General features: G+C 57.0%; 16 protein-coding genes. 12 read left to right on the top strand and 4 right to left on the bottom strand.

The window, feature by feature from the left end:
• The first annotated feature begins 35 nt into the window (after positions 1–35).
• The 12 genes from flgB to AT959_RS14175 are packed head-to-tail and all read left to right on the top strand — an operon-like array spanning position 36 to position 10,381.
• A complete protein-coding gene (gene flgB / locus AT959_RS14230; protein ID WP_066884164.1) occupies positions 36–443 on the top strand; it encodes a flagellar basal body rod protein FlgB in 408 nt (135 codons plus the stop codon).
• Between the two features lie 10 nt (positions 444–453).
• A complete protein-coding gene (gene flgC / locus AT959_RS14225) occupies positions 454–867 on the top strand; it encodes a flagellar basal body rod protein FlgC (protein ID WP_066884162.1) in 414 nt (137 codons plus the stop codon).
• A 12-nt stretch (positions 868–879) separates the two neighbouring features.
• A complete protein-coding gene (locus AT959_RS14220) occupies positions 880–1,554 on the top strand; it encodes a flagellar hook assembly protein FlgD (protein WP_066884160.1) in 675 nt (224 codons plus the stop codon).
• A gap of 15 nt (positions 1,555–1,569) precedes the next feature.
• Entirely contained in the window at positions 1,570–2,880 is a 1,311-nt protein-coding gene (flgE, locus tag AT959_RS14215; RefSeq protein WP_066884158.1) for a flagellar hook protein FlgE, read from the top strand.
• Between the two features lie 19 nt (positions 2,881–2,899).
• Complete coding sequence (locus AT959_RS14210) at positions 2,900–3,643, top strand: flagellar basal body rod protein FlgF (RefSeq protein ID WP_066884156.1); 744 nt, start codon at positions 2,900–2,902, stop codon at positions 3,641–3,643.
• A gap of 13 nt (positions 3,644–3,656) precedes the next feature.
• Positions 3,657–4,439, top strand: a complete 783-nt coding sequence (flgG, locus tag AT959_RS14205; protein WP_066884154.1) for a flagellar basal-body rod protein FlgG — start codon at positions 3,657–3,659, stop codon at positions 4,437–4,439.
• Positions 4,440–4,448: 9 nt separating this feature from the next.
• Positions 4,449–5,105: a flagellar basal body L-ring protein FlgH gene (locus AT959_RS14200; protein WP_066884152.1), complete on the top strand. Its 657-nt coding sequence runs from the start codon at positions 4,449–4,451 to the stop codon at positions 5,103–5,105.
• 23 nt (positions 5,106–5,128) lie between these two features.
• Positions 5,129–6,223 carry a flagellar basal body P-ring protein FlgI gene (locus AT959_RS14195; RefSeq protein ID WP_066884150.1) on the top strand — a complete coding sequence of 365 codons (1,095 nt, stop codon included), beginning with the start codon at positions 5,129–5,131 and terminating at the stop codon, positions 6,221–6,223.
• Between the two features lie 6 nt (positions 6,224–6,229).
• Positions 6,230–7,204 (top strand): flagellar assembly peptidoglycan hydrolase FlgJ, encoded by a 975-nt coding sequence (gene flgJ, locus AT959_RS14190; RefSeq protein WP_066884148.1) that lies wholly within the window; start codon positions 6,230–6,232, stop codon positions 7,202–7,204.
• 51 nt (positions 7,205–7,255) lie between these two features.
• A complete protein-coding gene (flgK, locus tag AT959_RS14185; RefSeq protein ID WP_157651311.1) occupies positions 7,256–8,932 on the top strand; it encodes a flagellar hook-associated protein FlgK in 1,677 nt (558 codons plus the stop codon).
• Positions 8,933–8,954: 22 nt separating this feature from the next.
• Positions 8,955–9,902 carry a flagellar hook-associated protein FlgL gene (flgL, locus tag AT959_RS14180; protein ID WP_066884144.1) on the top strand — a complete coding sequence of 316 codons (948 nt, stop codon included), beginning with the start codon at positions 8,955–8,957 and terminating at the stop codon, positions 9,900–9,902.
• Positions 9,899–10,381 (top strand): hypothetical protein, encoded by a 483-nt coding sequence (locus AT959_RS14175; RefSeq protein ID WP_066884143.1) that lies wholly within the window; start codon positions 9,899–9,901, stop codon positions 10,379–10,381. Before flgL ends, AT959_RS14175 begins: the two co-directional genes overlap by 4 nt.
• Here the strand turns inward: AT959_RS14175 and fliR are convergent.
• The 4 genes from fliR to fliO are packed head-to-tail and all read right to left on the bottom strand — an operon-like array spanning position 10,375 to position 12,568.
• Positions 10,375–11,157 (bottom strand): flagellar biosynthetic protein FliR, encoded by a 783-nt coding sequence (fliR, locus tag AT959_RS14170; protein ID WP_066884142.1) that lies wholly within the window; start codon positions 11,155–11,157, stop codon positions 10,375–10,377. The two genes, AT959_RS14175 and fliR, sit on opposite strands and share 7 nt — an antisense overlap.
• A 1-nt stretch (position 11,158) precedes the next feature.
• On the bottom strand, positions 11,159–11,428 hold the full coding sequence (gene fliQ, locus AT959_RS14165; protein WP_066884140.1) for a flagellar biosynthesis protein FliQ: 270 nt from the start codon (positions 11,426–11,428) through the stop codon (positions 11,159–11,161).
• On the bottom strand, positions 11,425–12,168 hold the full coding sequence (gene fliP, locus AT959_RS14160) for a flagellar type III secretion system pore protein FliP (protein ID WP_066884138.1): 744 nt from the start codon (positions 12,166–12,168) through the stop codon (positions 11,425–11,427). The genes fliQ and fliP overlap by 4 nt, the downstream gene beginning before the upstream one ends.
• Positions 12,161–12,568 (bottom strand): flagellar biosynthetic protein FliO, encoded by a 408-nt coding sequence (fliO, locus tag AT959_RS14155; protein WP_157651310.1) that lies wholly within the window; start codon positions 12,566–12,568, stop codon positions 12,161–12,163. The genes fliP and fliO overlap by 8 nt, the downstream gene beginning before the upstream one ends.
• Positions 12,569–12,577: the final 9 nt, after the last annotated feature.

The raw sequence follows: 12,577 nt of genomic DNA, 5'->3' as shown, positions 1-12,577 counted from the left end.
TGCTTTTAAAGCTCAGCATTCTTTGGGAGTCCGGCATGAGCAGTCTTGAACAACACCTTTCAGTTTATAGCCAGGCGATGAACCTGCGTACGCAGCGCCATCAGGTACTGGCGTCCAATATCGCCAATGCTGATACACCCAATTACAAGGCGCGGGACTTCAGCTTCGACAAGGCCATGCAGAACGCCATGTCCGGGCGTGGCAACGGCAGCATTGCCTTGGCGACGACCGCATCGGGCCATCAGCAGGGTAGTGGTATGACTGGTGCGGCGGCCCTGCAGTTTCGGACTGAAACCCAGTCGGCGGCGGATGGCAACACGGTCGATATGGACGTCGAGCGCTCGCAGATTGCCGAAAACGCCCTGCAGTACCAGATCGTCAGCCAGTTTATCAGCGACAAGTTCAAGGGTATCCGTAGCGCCCTGGCGAATACTTCGAGCTAAGGAGTCTTAGATGAGCCTCTTCAATGTTTTCAAGGTTTCCTCCAGCGCCATGACGGCGCAGTCGATGCGCCTGAATACAACCGCTTCCAACCTGGCCAATGCAGACAGTGTCATTTCTGCCGACGGCAAGCCTTACCGGGCTAAACAGGTCGTATTCGAGGCGACGCCGATGGGCAATGTGGGCGAGAGTTCAAAAGGTGTTCGTGTGCGGCAGATCGTCGAGGATGCCTCACCGCCACGCATGGTCTATGACCCCAAGAATCCGGCTGCAGATGAAAAGGGCTACGTCGCGTTTTCGAACGTCAACGTGGTCGAGGAAATGACCAACATGATTTCTGCTTCGCGTTCCTATCAGACGAACGTCGAGGTGATGAATACCGCCAAGACCATGATGCTGCGTACCCTGAGCATTGGCCAAAACTAACCGGAGATTCCAATGAGCACCGTGAGTTCAACCAGTTCGAATGCCGATGTTATTGCGGCATTGAATGGCACAAACAGCAAATCTTCCACGAACAAAGCCCAGGATCTGCAGAACAGTTTTCTGACCATGCTGACGACCCAGTTGCAGAACCAGGATCCGCTGAATCCGATGGACAACGCCCAGATGACCTCGCAGTTGGCGCAGATCAGCACGCTGGAAGGGATTCAGGGGTTGAATACGACACTGACCAAGCTGCTTTCTTCGTATAACACCTCCCAGGCCCTGCAAGCGGCGGGCGCCATTGGTTCGCAAGTGCTAACCGAAGGCTCGAACCTTGTCCTCTCCAAGGGTGTAACCCAAGGTGGTGTCAGTCTGGGCAGTGCTGCCGACAAGGTCACCGTCACCATCAAAAACGCTGCCGGCGCCGTGGTGCAGACCCAGGACCTGGGCAAGCAGTCGGCGGGTATCGTCGCCTTCGCGTGGGATGGCAAGAACGCCAGCGGTACACAGCTTGCCGATGGCAAATACACCTTCACGATCGAGGCCAGCAAGGCGGGAACCAAGGTCACCGCCACGCCGATTCAGGTTGGCACGGTATCTGCTGTCGTTAAGAACGGATCGAGTTTCGAACTGGAATTGAGCTCAGGCGAAACGGTGGCGTTCGATGAAGTTCTGCAATTCATGTAATTCCGGGAGACAGTAATGGCATTCCAACAAGGGCTGAGTGGCCTCAACTCTGCATCCAGGGCGCTGGATGTGACCAGCAATAATATTGCTAACGCAAGTACCGTCGGCTTCAAGGGGGCATCCACGCATTTCGCGGATGTTTACGCCGCATCGCTGTCCGGTAGTGGTGCTTCGCAGGTCGGTATCGGTACTTCCGCGGCGGCCATCGTCCAGCAGTACACGCAGGGCAATATTACGACGACCAGCAACTCGATGGATGTTGCGATCAACGGCTCGGGCTTTTATCGGCTAACTCAGGATGGCGCCGTTACCTACTCAAGAAACGGCCAGTTTCACGTTGATTCGAACGGTTTCATCGTCAATGACTCCCAGGATAATCTGACCGGCTATATGGCCGATGCCTCCGGGAAAATCACACCGACGACGCCGACTGCGCTGCAGATCTCGACGGCGAGCATTCCGCCCAAGGTCACTGGCTCGACATCGGACGGCGTAACGGCCGGGCTGCAACTCGATTCGACTGAATCAGTTAAAACATGGGTGAATCCGGCTACAGCAACTACCGCACCCGATACGAATAGCTACAACTATTCAACTGCTCTGACCATCTACGATACCTTGGGTAATCCTCATACCCTGACAATGTATTTCGTTAAGCTGGATCCTGCGGCCAACCCACCGGCCACTGCTGGAAATAGTGTGTGGGATGTACGCTATCAAGTGGATGGAACAAATCAGAGTGCCCATGGTATTCCACCGACTCGCCTCGAGTTCGACACCAATGGCAAGATTGTGTCTCCTACGACGGCAACGCCGACCAACGTCAGTATCAATCTTGGCGCGGTGATGACCGCCAATGGCCTGACAAATAGTGCAACTTCTCCCTTGGCGTTTACCATCAATTTTGGTGAATGTACCCAATACGGTAGCGATTTCAGTGTCGACAAGCTGACCCAGGACGGTTATGCCTCCGGCAACCTGTCGGGTCTCTCCATCGGCCCGGACGGCGTCGTCCAGGGTAACTACAGCAACGGCCAGACCAAGAATATGGCGCAGATCGTTCTGGCCAACTTCATCAATCCGAATGGTTTGATGGCCATCGGCAACAATGCCTGGATCGAAACCGCCGCTTCCGGTCAGCCGATGGTGGGAACGCCGGATACCGGGACGCTCGGCGTCCTGCAGTCGGGCGCGGTGGAAGAGTCCAACGTTGACCTGACCGGTGAATTGGTCGCCATGATCGTTCAGCAGCGCAATTACCAGGCAAATGCACAGTCGATCAAGACCCAGGATCAGATCATGCAGACCCTGGTCAATATCCGCTAAGCCGCACGGAGCTGATTGAATGGATCGTCTGATCTACACCGCGATGACCGGCGCCAAGCATGTTTTCATGCAGCAGGCCGGGACGGCGAACAACCTTGCCAATGCCAGCACCATCGGCTTCAAGTCGCAGGAACATCGTTTCCGCGCCGTACCGATCCAAGGCGAGGGCATGCCGACGCGGGCGTTCGTGGTCGATGCTTCGGTCAGCGATGTGATGGATCAGGGGCCGCTGATGTTCACCGGGCGCAATCTGGATGTTGCGGTCAATGGCAAAGGCTGGATCGCGGTGCAGTTGCCCGACGGCAGCGAAGCCTATACGCGAGCCGGCAGCCTGGATGTGGACGTGACCGGCCAATTGCAAACCAAGGGCGGCTACGCCGTGGCTGGCGATGGCGGGCCAATCAATATCCCGCCCGATAATAATATTGAAATCGCACCAGACGGCACCGTGTCCGTCGTCCCGACTTTTGGTACGCCGAATATTTCCAATGCCATCGGTCGGATCAAACTGGTCAATCCGCCGGAGGCCGACATGGTGCGCGGTGCCGATGGCCTGTTCCGGATGCGTGATGGCCAGCCGGCGCCAGCCAATGAGCAGGTCAAGCTCGCTGCCGGCACGCTGGAAGGCAGTAACGTGAATGTGACGGATGCCATGGTCAATCTGATCAGCCTTTCCCGTCAGTTCGAAATGCAAGTGAAGATGCTGCAGACAGCCGATACCAACGCCCAGCGGGCGGATCAGCTGCTCTCCATGAGTTCCTGATAGGACCTGAATCATGATCCGTTCCCTGTGGATTGCCCGTACCGGCCTCGATGCCCAGCAGACTCAGCTGGATGTCATTTCCAACAATCTGGCCAACGTCAGTACCAATGGCTTCAAGCGCGGGCGCGCTGTCTTTGAAGATCTGCTCTACCAGACCCTGCGCCAGCCCGGCGCGCAGTCCTCGCAGCAGACGCAGATTCCGACCGGCTTGCAGCTGGGAACCGGGGTCCGGCCGGTGTCGACCGCAAGAATCTTCACTCAGGGTAATCTGCAGAAGACCGATGGCACGCTCGATATAGCGGTCCAGGGCAATGGCTTTTTCCAGGTGCTGCTGCCTGATGGCACAACCGCCTATACCCGTGATGGCGCCTTTCAGAAGGATAACCAGGGGCAGATCGTCACCTCCGATGGATATCCGCTGCAGCCCAACATCACCATCCCGGCCGATGCGCTGTCGGTCACCGTCGGGACCGATGGCACCGTCTCCATCACGCAGGCCGGTAATGCCGCGACGACCCAGATCGGTAGTATCCAGTTGGCCACCTTTATTAATCCGGGCGGTCTGCTGAGCATCGGGCAGAACCTGTTTCAGGAGACGGCGGCGAGCGGCACGCCGACGCCGAACACCCCGGGCACCAACGGTGCCGGCGCCGTCAATCAGGGCTATGTCGAAACCTCCAACGTCAATGTGGCGGAGGAACTGGTGACGATGATTCAGACCCAGCGCGCCTATGAACTCAACTCCAAGGTCGTGTCGACCTCGGATGCCATGTTGGGGCGCCTGACCCAGTTGTGAGGTAACGCCATGAACCGTATTCTTTTGATCGCCATGCTGGCCATCGCCGGATGTACGACAGTGCCGCCGACCAATGTGCATCAGCCGATGACAGCGAGGCCGACGCCGCGTTTCGATATGGCCAACGGTAACGGCTCGATCTATCAGGTCGGGTACAGCCGGCCGCTGTTTGAAGACCGGCGCGCCCGGTTTGTCGGCGATACGATTACCGTCAAGATTACCGAAAGCACGACGGCTTCCGCCAAGTCCAACAGCAAGCTGGACAAGTCGAACTCCTCGAAGGCCTCGGTTTCCGCACTGAGCGGCTTGCCCGGCAAGGGCCTGCTTGGCCTCGATCTCGATGCATCGAGTTCCAATGCCTTCAGCGGCAAGGGTGAGGCGGCCAACAACAATGTCTTTACCGGCAATATCACCGTGACGGTTATTGATGTGATGCCGAACGGCAACATGCTGGTGTCGGGCGAGAAGCAACTGGCGATTGGTCACGAGCAGGAGTTCGTCCGGATTTCCGGAGTTATCAACCCGAGCTTTGTCGATGCCTTCAACACGATCGAATCTTCCAAAGTCGCCGATGCCCGGATCGAGTACAAATCAGCCGGTCAGATCAGCGAAGGGCAGATCATGGGCTGGCTGGCACGTTTCTTCCTTAATGTGATGCCGTTCTAGGGAAAATCTCGCGGAGGAGCATCATGAAGACGAATAGCGGCAAGGTATACCGGCAGGCGGCAATTGTGGCCGCTTGTCTGTTGCCGCTCTGGAGCCAGACGGTGCTTGCCGAGCGGATCAAGGATCTGGCCAGCATTCAGGGGGTGCGTAACAACCAGTTGATCGGTTACGGCATCGTGGTCGGTCTCGACAATACCGGCGACCAGACGACGCAAACCCCTTTCACCACGCAGGCGATTGGCAACATGCTGTCGCAGATGGGGGTCAATCTGACTCAGGAGCAGGGACAAAAGCTCCAACTGAAGAATGTCGCTGCGGTGATGATTACCGCCAGCATGCCGGCCTTTTCCAAGCCCGGCCAGCCGATCGACGTCACCGTCTCCTCGATGGGCAATGCCAAGAGCCTGCGCGGCGGTACCTTGCTGATGACCCAACTCAAGGGGGCTGACGGGCAGGTCTATGCCATTGCCCAGGGCAATGTGCTGGTTGGCGGCGTGGGGGCTTCTTCCGGCGGCTCCAAGGTTACGGTCAACCATCTTTCGGCGGGCAGAATCCCCAGTGGCGCGACGGTTGAGCGCGCGGTGCCATCGGGCTTGGGGCAAGGCGGCTTTGTCTATTACGAACTGTCCAGCACCGATTTCGGCACCGCCCAAAATGTCGTCGACGCCATCAATAAAAGCATGGGGCCGGGCACGGCGCAAGCGGTCGATGGCCGGCGGATTGCGGTGCGCGCTCCGGAGGATGTCGATGCCCGGGTTTCCTTCCTGGGCCGGATCGATAATCTGGATGTCAAGCCGGTGGTCGGTTTGGCCAAGGTGATTGTGAACCCGCGTACAGGGTCGGTAGTGATGAACCAGAAAGTCACCCTGGAGACCTGTGCCGTTGCTCACGGCAGCCTTTCCGTCGTGGTCGATGCCGCGCAACCCCAGCTTGGGCAAGGCGCCGATATCCAGGTCAAGCAGGACAATGGCAGTCTGATGAACGTCAAGGCTGGCGCCAACCTGGCCGATGTGGTCAAGGCATTGAATGCGCTGGGCGCCAACCCGCTCGATCTCCTGGCCATTTTGCAGGCCATGAAGGCGGCCGGTGCCTTGCGTGCCGACCTTGAAATCATCTGATCCGCAATGTCAGTCAAAATTCAGGACAGTCCTAGCCGGGCAGCGTTTGACGTCAAGTCCGCGCAGGACTTGCGTAGCCAGTTTCAGAAAGATCCGCAGCAGGGGCTGAAGGCGGCTGCGCAGCAGTTCGAGACCTTGTTTCTGCAACAGGTCATCAAGAGCATGCGCGATGCGACGCCGCAGGATGGTTTGCTCAACAGCGATCAGTCCCGCTTCTATACGGGACTGCTGGATCAGCAGATGGCCCAGAATATTGCCGGATCTGGCAAGGGTATCGGTTTTGCCCGCTTGATCGAGCAGCAACTTGGCCGCAACCTGGTTGGTACCGACGCCCAGGCCGGTCTGAATGCACCGGCAAATGCTGCCGGCAGTGCCTTGCCGCTGACCGCTGCCGATGCGCGTCATCTGCAATACACGCCAGTACCAAGCGCTTTGCCAACATCGGCAGCGTATGCCGGTATTGCTTCGTCGAACAACGCTGGTGCGGCTTTGGGCAACGCAGAGGGGCCGACTTCGTCGAAGGAGTTCGTCAATCGCATCTGGCCACAGGCGGTCGAAGCCTCGCGGTCGACCGGCATTCCACCCCAATTTCTGGTCGGTCATGCGGCCTTGGAGAGTGGCTGGGGGCGTAGCGAAATTCGCAAGAGCGATGGCTCATCAAGCTACAACTTGTTTGGGATCAAGGCCGGCAAAAACTGGAATGGCGCAACGGTGGATGCGACAACCACAGAATATGTCGATGGTCAGGCACAGCAGAGCGTCGAACGCTTCCGCGCCTATTCGTCTTACGACGAGGCCTTCCGTGACTATGCTTCCTTGTTGCGCAGTAACCCGCGTTATAGCGGTGTGATTGGTTCTCAGGATGGCGCGGAGTTTGCTAAAGGTTTACAGCGGGCTGGTTACGCAACCGACCCCAGCTACGCCGACAAGTTGAGCAAGATCATCAATGGTCCCAGTTTGCGCATGGCGCTGGTCGGCTAAAGAATCAAGTTAATCCTGTTTGTGCCGTTAACAAACGGGAAGGAGATGGATATGGGAAGCGGCTTAATCAGCATTGCAATGACTGGCATCAACGCGGCGCAAACAGGCCTGCTGACGACCAGTAACAATATCGCGAACATGAGTGCCGAAGGGTACACACGGCAGCGTATTGTTCAGGCCTCGAATCCGACGGTCATGACTGGGGCTGGCGGTATCGGTCAGGGCACGCATGTCGTGACGGTTGAGCGTATGTACAACCAGGCACTGAACAAGCAGGTCTTGAGCGCGCAGACCAGCGTCAGTTCGCTGGATACTTACTACTCCCAGATTTCCCAGATCGACAACATGCTGGCCGACAAGGACGCCGGTATCACGCCGCTGATGCAGCAATTTTTCAATGGCATCCAGTCGGTGGTCAGTACCCCATCGCTGATTTCGTCTCGCCAATCGATGATTTCTGCTGCGCAGACCATGGTTACGGGCTTTCAAAGCATGTACAGCCGGCTGGATGAACTTGAGTCAGGGGTCAATTCGCAGATCAGCAGTACTGTCGAGTCGATCAACAGCTATACTCAGGAAATCGCCGGCTTGAACCAGCGAATCATTTCGGCAAGCGCCTTGAATGGGCAGCCGGCCAACGATTTGCTCGACAAGCGGGATGAACTGGTTTCCAAACTAAATGAGTTGGTCAAGGTCACGACGACGACGGATAGCAATGGAAGCTATAACGTTTTTGTCGGTTCCGGGCAGCAACTTGTCATCGGCACGCGCGTCACCGAAATGGTTGCACTCAATTCTTCGGCCGATCAGTCGCGTATTGTTGTTGGTCTGAAAGGCGCCACTGGTAACGTTCAGGAACTGCCTGAATCCCTGGTGACCGGTGGCAAACTTGGCGGGCTGCTCAGTTTTCGCTCCGAGGCACTGGATACGGCTTTCAATCAACTGGGTTTGATGGCAACTTCGCTGGCCCTGACTTTCAATGCCCAGCATGATCTCGGCTTGGATCTCGATGGGAACGCGCCAGCCAATGATTTCTTCTCGATCAGCGATCCGACCGTGATTGGGAAATCAACTAATTCAGGCACGCTCAGCGCTACATGGGTCACGCCGCCGCCGAACAACGGGACCAATTTCTATACCAATGTGACGGCAAGTGATTATCAGCTGTCCTATGACGGTACGAATTACACGCTCAAGCGCTTGTCCGATAATCAGTCCTGGGTTGATAGTTCATTTGCCAACATCAATACTCAGGCCCAGACGCAGGGATTCTCTTTGTCAGGGGCGCCGGCCTCCGGAGATAGTTTTACGATCCAGCCGACCAAGGATATCGCTCGCCTGTTTTCCGTCAATGCCAGCATCGCGGCAAATCCGAAAGGCATCGCTGCCGCTTCGGCTGCTGGATCTACCGGTGCAGAGGACGGAAGCAACGCATTGAAGCTTGGGAATCTGCAAATTCAGAACACAACCTCGGGCGGCAAGGCCACTTTTCAGGATAACTATGCTGCCTTCGTTAACGACATCGGTAACAAGACCGCATCAGCTGAAATTTCCTCAGAGGCCCAAACTGCCTTGTACAACCAGGCCTACTCGGCAAAAGAGGCGGTCTCCGGCGTCAATCGCGATGAAGAGGCAGCAAAGCTCATTGAGTATCAGCAGGCCTATCAGGCATCTGCCAAGGTGCTCGAAATTGCATCCAGTCTGTTCGATACCTTGCTTGCTCTCTGACAGGTAATTGAAGGAGTCACCCATGAGTCTCAGAATCAGTACAGCCCAACTCTATAGCGCCGGTGTCGGTGGTATTCAGCAGTTGCAGAGCAGCCTTTATACCCTGCAAAACCAGATCGACACCGGGCGGCGTATCGTTACCCCCAAGGATGATCCGGTCGGTGCCGCGCAGGCTCTGGTGGTGACTCAGTCCAAGTCGGTGAATGAGTTGTACCTCAAGAACCAGGCATCGGCGGACACCAAATTGTCGGCGCTCGATAGCACGCTGGGTGGTGTCAACGAAGAACTGCAGAATATCTACGAAAAATCTGTCGCCGCGGGTAACGGCAGTTATTCGGCGACCGAGCGCGCCGCCATTGCGACAGAATTGGAACAGCGCTTGAACAGTCTGGTCGGCTTGGCAAACACTCAGGATGGTACCGGGCGTTATGTCTTTGCCGGGTTTGATAGTACGACTCGTCCATTTTCACTGACCGGAAATGCGACCGGGCCATTTTCAAGTGCCAATCAGTACATCCAATATAACGGCGATCAGGGGCAACAGCAGTTGCAGGTCACTGCCAGTTTCAGCCTCGCGACCAATATTCCCGGTAATGACGTGTTCACCGATGTTCGTGACTCCACTGGCAATCTGACTGGGGGCAGCATTTTTGACTCGGTCAAGAATATGGTGGATTACCTTCGTGGCTCAGGAACTGTCACTTATTCGGCCGCGCTGGATGGCATCAATGCCTCCATGGAAACGGTTTCACGTGCCAGAGCAACCGTTGGCGCCCGTCTTTCCTCACTCGAAAGCATGACGAACACGGCCAGTGACCGGGCTTTGCAATACAAAACCCAACTCTCCAATCTGGAGGATCTTGATTACGCCAAGGCGTTGACCGATGTTTCCCAGAAGAAAATTCAACTGGAAGCCGCGCAAGCAACTTTTGCCAGTACGTCGAAGCTATCCTTATTCAACTACATATGAAATATCGTTCGACCTTGCCGCTTTGCCTGCTGGCAGCGGCAATGATGAGCGGATGCTCTTCGCCAGGCAGTACTGCGTCGCCCCTTGTCCCGGACAAGATCATCCAGCTGACTGCGACGACCTCGGTATCGCTCGCCAATGTGGTCACCGGTGCCTTGATTATCGGTGCAATACACTTGTACTACGATCCGCTGGCGCCGAACTGGGAGATCGAGGAAGCGCGGATCAATGAGGACACCTATCGCTTTTCGCTGAAAATGAAGCGCTATCACACCGGTGGTGCCGGTGAGTCGATCCAGATTCTGAAGCGCCGGGCCAGCCAGTTGCAGATGCAGCAGGGCTATGCCGCTTACCTGCTGATGGAGTACACCGAGGGGATTGACTCGCAGACGCTGGGGGCTCGCCGGATGGCCGAAGGAACGATCAAGCTGGTGCAGCGCCAGCAGGCTGATTCGTTCATGCAGAACGAACGCTACTGAACAGGAACGGCAAAGCCGAGCAGGGCGCTCATCCCGAACTCAAAGAGCGCCTGCAGCGGCGCAGCAAGATAATTCAGGCTGATTGCGAGGCCGATGAAGCCGCCACTCAAGGTCAGCGGAAAACCCAGCGCGAAGATGTTCAGTTGGGGCGCGGCCCTGGTCAGGACGGCAAGAGCAACGTTGGTAATCAGCAGAGCAACGATGATTGGCAGCGCGAGCAGCAAGCCGGCCGAAAAGATTTTTCCCCCCAGTTCGACGAGATTCAGCCAGCTATCCGCACCCAGCGAAATGGCGCTGACTGGAATCGCATTGAAACTCTGGGCGAGCGTGGCGATGTAGATCAGATGGCCATTCAGCGAGAGAAAGGTGAGTAGTGACATCAGCCCGAGAAACTCTGCGATGACCGGGGTTTGCGAGGAGTTGAGGGGGTCGTAGAAGGTGGCAAAGCCCAAGCCCATCTGCAAGCCAATGAGTTCGCCAGCCAGATCAACCGCGGTAAAAACGATCTTTGCCGCAAATCCCATCCCGATGCCGATCGCCATTTGCTGGAACAGCAGCCAAAGCCCGTGCAGCGAGCCTGGTTGAACATTGGGCATGGCGGGCAGGCTGGGGGTGATGGCGATCGTGATGGCGACCCCGAGAATCAGGCGCGTCCGGCGTGGAATGCCGGCCGTGCTCCAGAGCGGGGCCGCTGCAATGAAGGCGAGAATGCGGGCGAGCGGATAGATGAAGGCCGCAATCCATGCGTCAATCTGGGCGGAGGTCAGGCTGATCATCTCAGCCGATCAACTGCGGAATGCTTTCAAAGAGACGCTGGATGTAGTCCATTAAATATTGAATCATCCAAGGGCCGGCCAGTAGCAGAACCATGAGCATGACAACCAGCTTGGGAACGAATTGCAGCGTGGCTTCGTTGAGTTGTGTTGCTGCCTGAAAGATACTGACGATCAAGCCGACGACCAGTGCGGCAAACAGCATCGGTGCTGAAATCGTCAGCGCAACCTCGATGGCCTGGCGGCCAATTTCCATGACGGTGCCCGGCGTCATGTGCCGAAGCTCTGAACCAGCGAGCCGATAACCAAGTGCCAGCCATCGACCAAGACGAACAGCATCAGCTTGAATGGCAGGGCGATCATGACTGGGGACATCATCATCATACCCATCGACATCAGGATACTGGCGACGACCATGTCGATGACCAGAAACGGGATGAAGACGATGAAGCCGATCTGGAAGGCGGTCTTCAGTTCGCTGATCACAAAAGCCGGGACCAGGATGCGGAGTGGAATGTCGTCCGGCTTTTCAAGACGGTCGATTTTGGCGATACCGGCAAACATTGCCAGATCGGACTCCCGGGTTTGCTTGAGCATGAAGCCGCGCATCGGTATGGCGGCACGTTCTGCGGCTTGCATGACGTTGATGCGGTTTTCGGCGAGCGGCAGATAGGCATCGTTGTAGACCTTGTCCAGCACCGGTGCCATCACAAAAAAGGTCAGGAACAGTGCCAAGCCAACCAGCACCTGATTGGGCGGTGCGGTCTGCGTACCCATCGCATGGCGGAGCAGGGAGAGAACGATGATGATTCGGGTGAAGCCAGTCATCATCAGCATTGCGGCCGGGATGAAGGTCAGTGCCGTCATCAACAGCAGGGTCTGGATCGTCAGCGAATAAGAGGTGCCGCCACCGGCGGTGGGCGTGCTGGTGATCGCCGGCAGGCCCGCAGCCTGGGCAAATGCTAGGCTGGCCGGCAGCAGCATGACGAGTAGTCCGACGAGGCGCTTAATCATGACGGCTACGCTCGGTCACTGTTTTCAGCCAGTGGGCAAAAGGCTTGTCGCCATTCTCGGCTAGGTCCGTCGGCAAGGGGTTGCCTTTCGGCAGGCGATGCAGGGTGCGGATCTGGCCCGGGACGATCCCGATGACCAGCCAGTCCTCGCCGATTTCAACCAGCACGATACGCTCGCGCGGCCCGAGGGCTACGCCGCCAACGATCTTCATGCCGCCTTGACCAAAGCCTTTGCCGCCTGACAGCTTTTTGGCCAGCCAGGCCAGGCCGAAGATAAGGGCGACGATCAGCGCCAGCGCCAGGCCGCCCTGTATATAGGTGCTGCCGGATACCCCGGGGGGCGGTGCCTCATTGGCGAGGGCGGGTAGAGAAAGAAGCAGGAGGGGGAGGGTGCGAAACAAGGAAAGTGG

Origin of the sequence: Dechloromonas denitrificans (genome assembly GCF_001551835.1) — a bacterium.
Taxonomy (GTDB): Bacteria; Pseudomonadota; Gammaproteobacteria; order Burkholderiales; family Rhodocyclaceae; genus Azonexus; species Azonexus denitrificans.
This window is presented reverse-complemented; position numbering and strand designations above follow the sequence as displayed.

Coding starts and splice junctions, on each gene's coding strand:
- flgE (WP_066884158.1), top strand. CDS start 1,570: ATGGCATTCCAACAAGGGCTGAGTGGCCTCAACTCTGCATCCAGGGCG.
- flgG (WP_066884154.1), top strand. CDS start 3,657: ATGATCCGTTCCCTGTGGATTGCCCGTACCGGCCTCGATGCCCAGCAG.
- flgB (WP_066884164.1), top strand. CDS start 36: ATGAGCAGTCTTGAACAACACCTTTCAGTTTATAGCCAGGCGATGAAC.
- AT959_RS14210 (WP_066884156.1), top strand. CDS start 2,900: ATGGATCGTCTGATCTACACCGCGATGACCGGCGCCAAGCATGTTTTC.
- fliQ (WP_066884140.1), bottom strand. CDS start 11,428: ATGACGCCGGGCACCGTCATGGAAATTGGCCGCCAGGCCATCGAGGTT.
- AT959_RS14195 (WP_066884150.1), top strand. CDS start 5,129: ATGAAGACGAATAGCGGCAAGGTATACCGGCAGGCGGCAATTGTGGCC.
- AT959_RS14220 (WP_066884160.1), top strand. CDS start 880: ATGAGCACCGTGAGTTCAACCAGTTCGAATGCCGATGTTATTGCGGCA.
- fliP (WP_066884138.1), bottom strand. CDS start 12,168: ATGATTAAGCGCCTCGTCGGACTACTCGTCATGCTGCTGCCGGCCAGC.
- flgK (WP_157651311.1), top strand. CDS start 7,256: ATGGGAAGCGGCTTAATCAGCATTGCAATGACTGGCATCAACGCGGCG.
- fliR (WP_066884142.1), bottom strand. CDS start 11,157: ATGATCAGCCTGACCTCCGCCCAGATTGACGCATGGATTGCGGCCTTC.
- AT959_RS14175 (WP_066884143.1), top strand. CDS start 9,899: ATGAAATATCGTTCGACCTTGCCGCTTTGCCTGCTGGCAGCGGCAATG.
- flgJ (WP_066884148.1), top strand. CDS start 6,230: ATGTCAGTCAAAATTCAGGACAGTCCTAGCCGGGCAGCGTTTGACGTC.
- AT959_RS14200 (WP_066884152.1), top strand. CDS start 4,449: ATGAACCGTATTCTTTTGATCGCCATGCTGGCCATCGCCGGATGTACG.
- flgL (WP_066884144.1), top strand. CDS start 8,955: ATGAGTCTCAGAATCAGTACAGCCCAACTCTATAGCGCCGGTGTCGGT.
- flgC (WP_066884162.1), top strand. CDS start 454: ATGAGCCTCTTCAATGTTTTCAAGGTTTCCTCCAGCGCCATGACGGCG.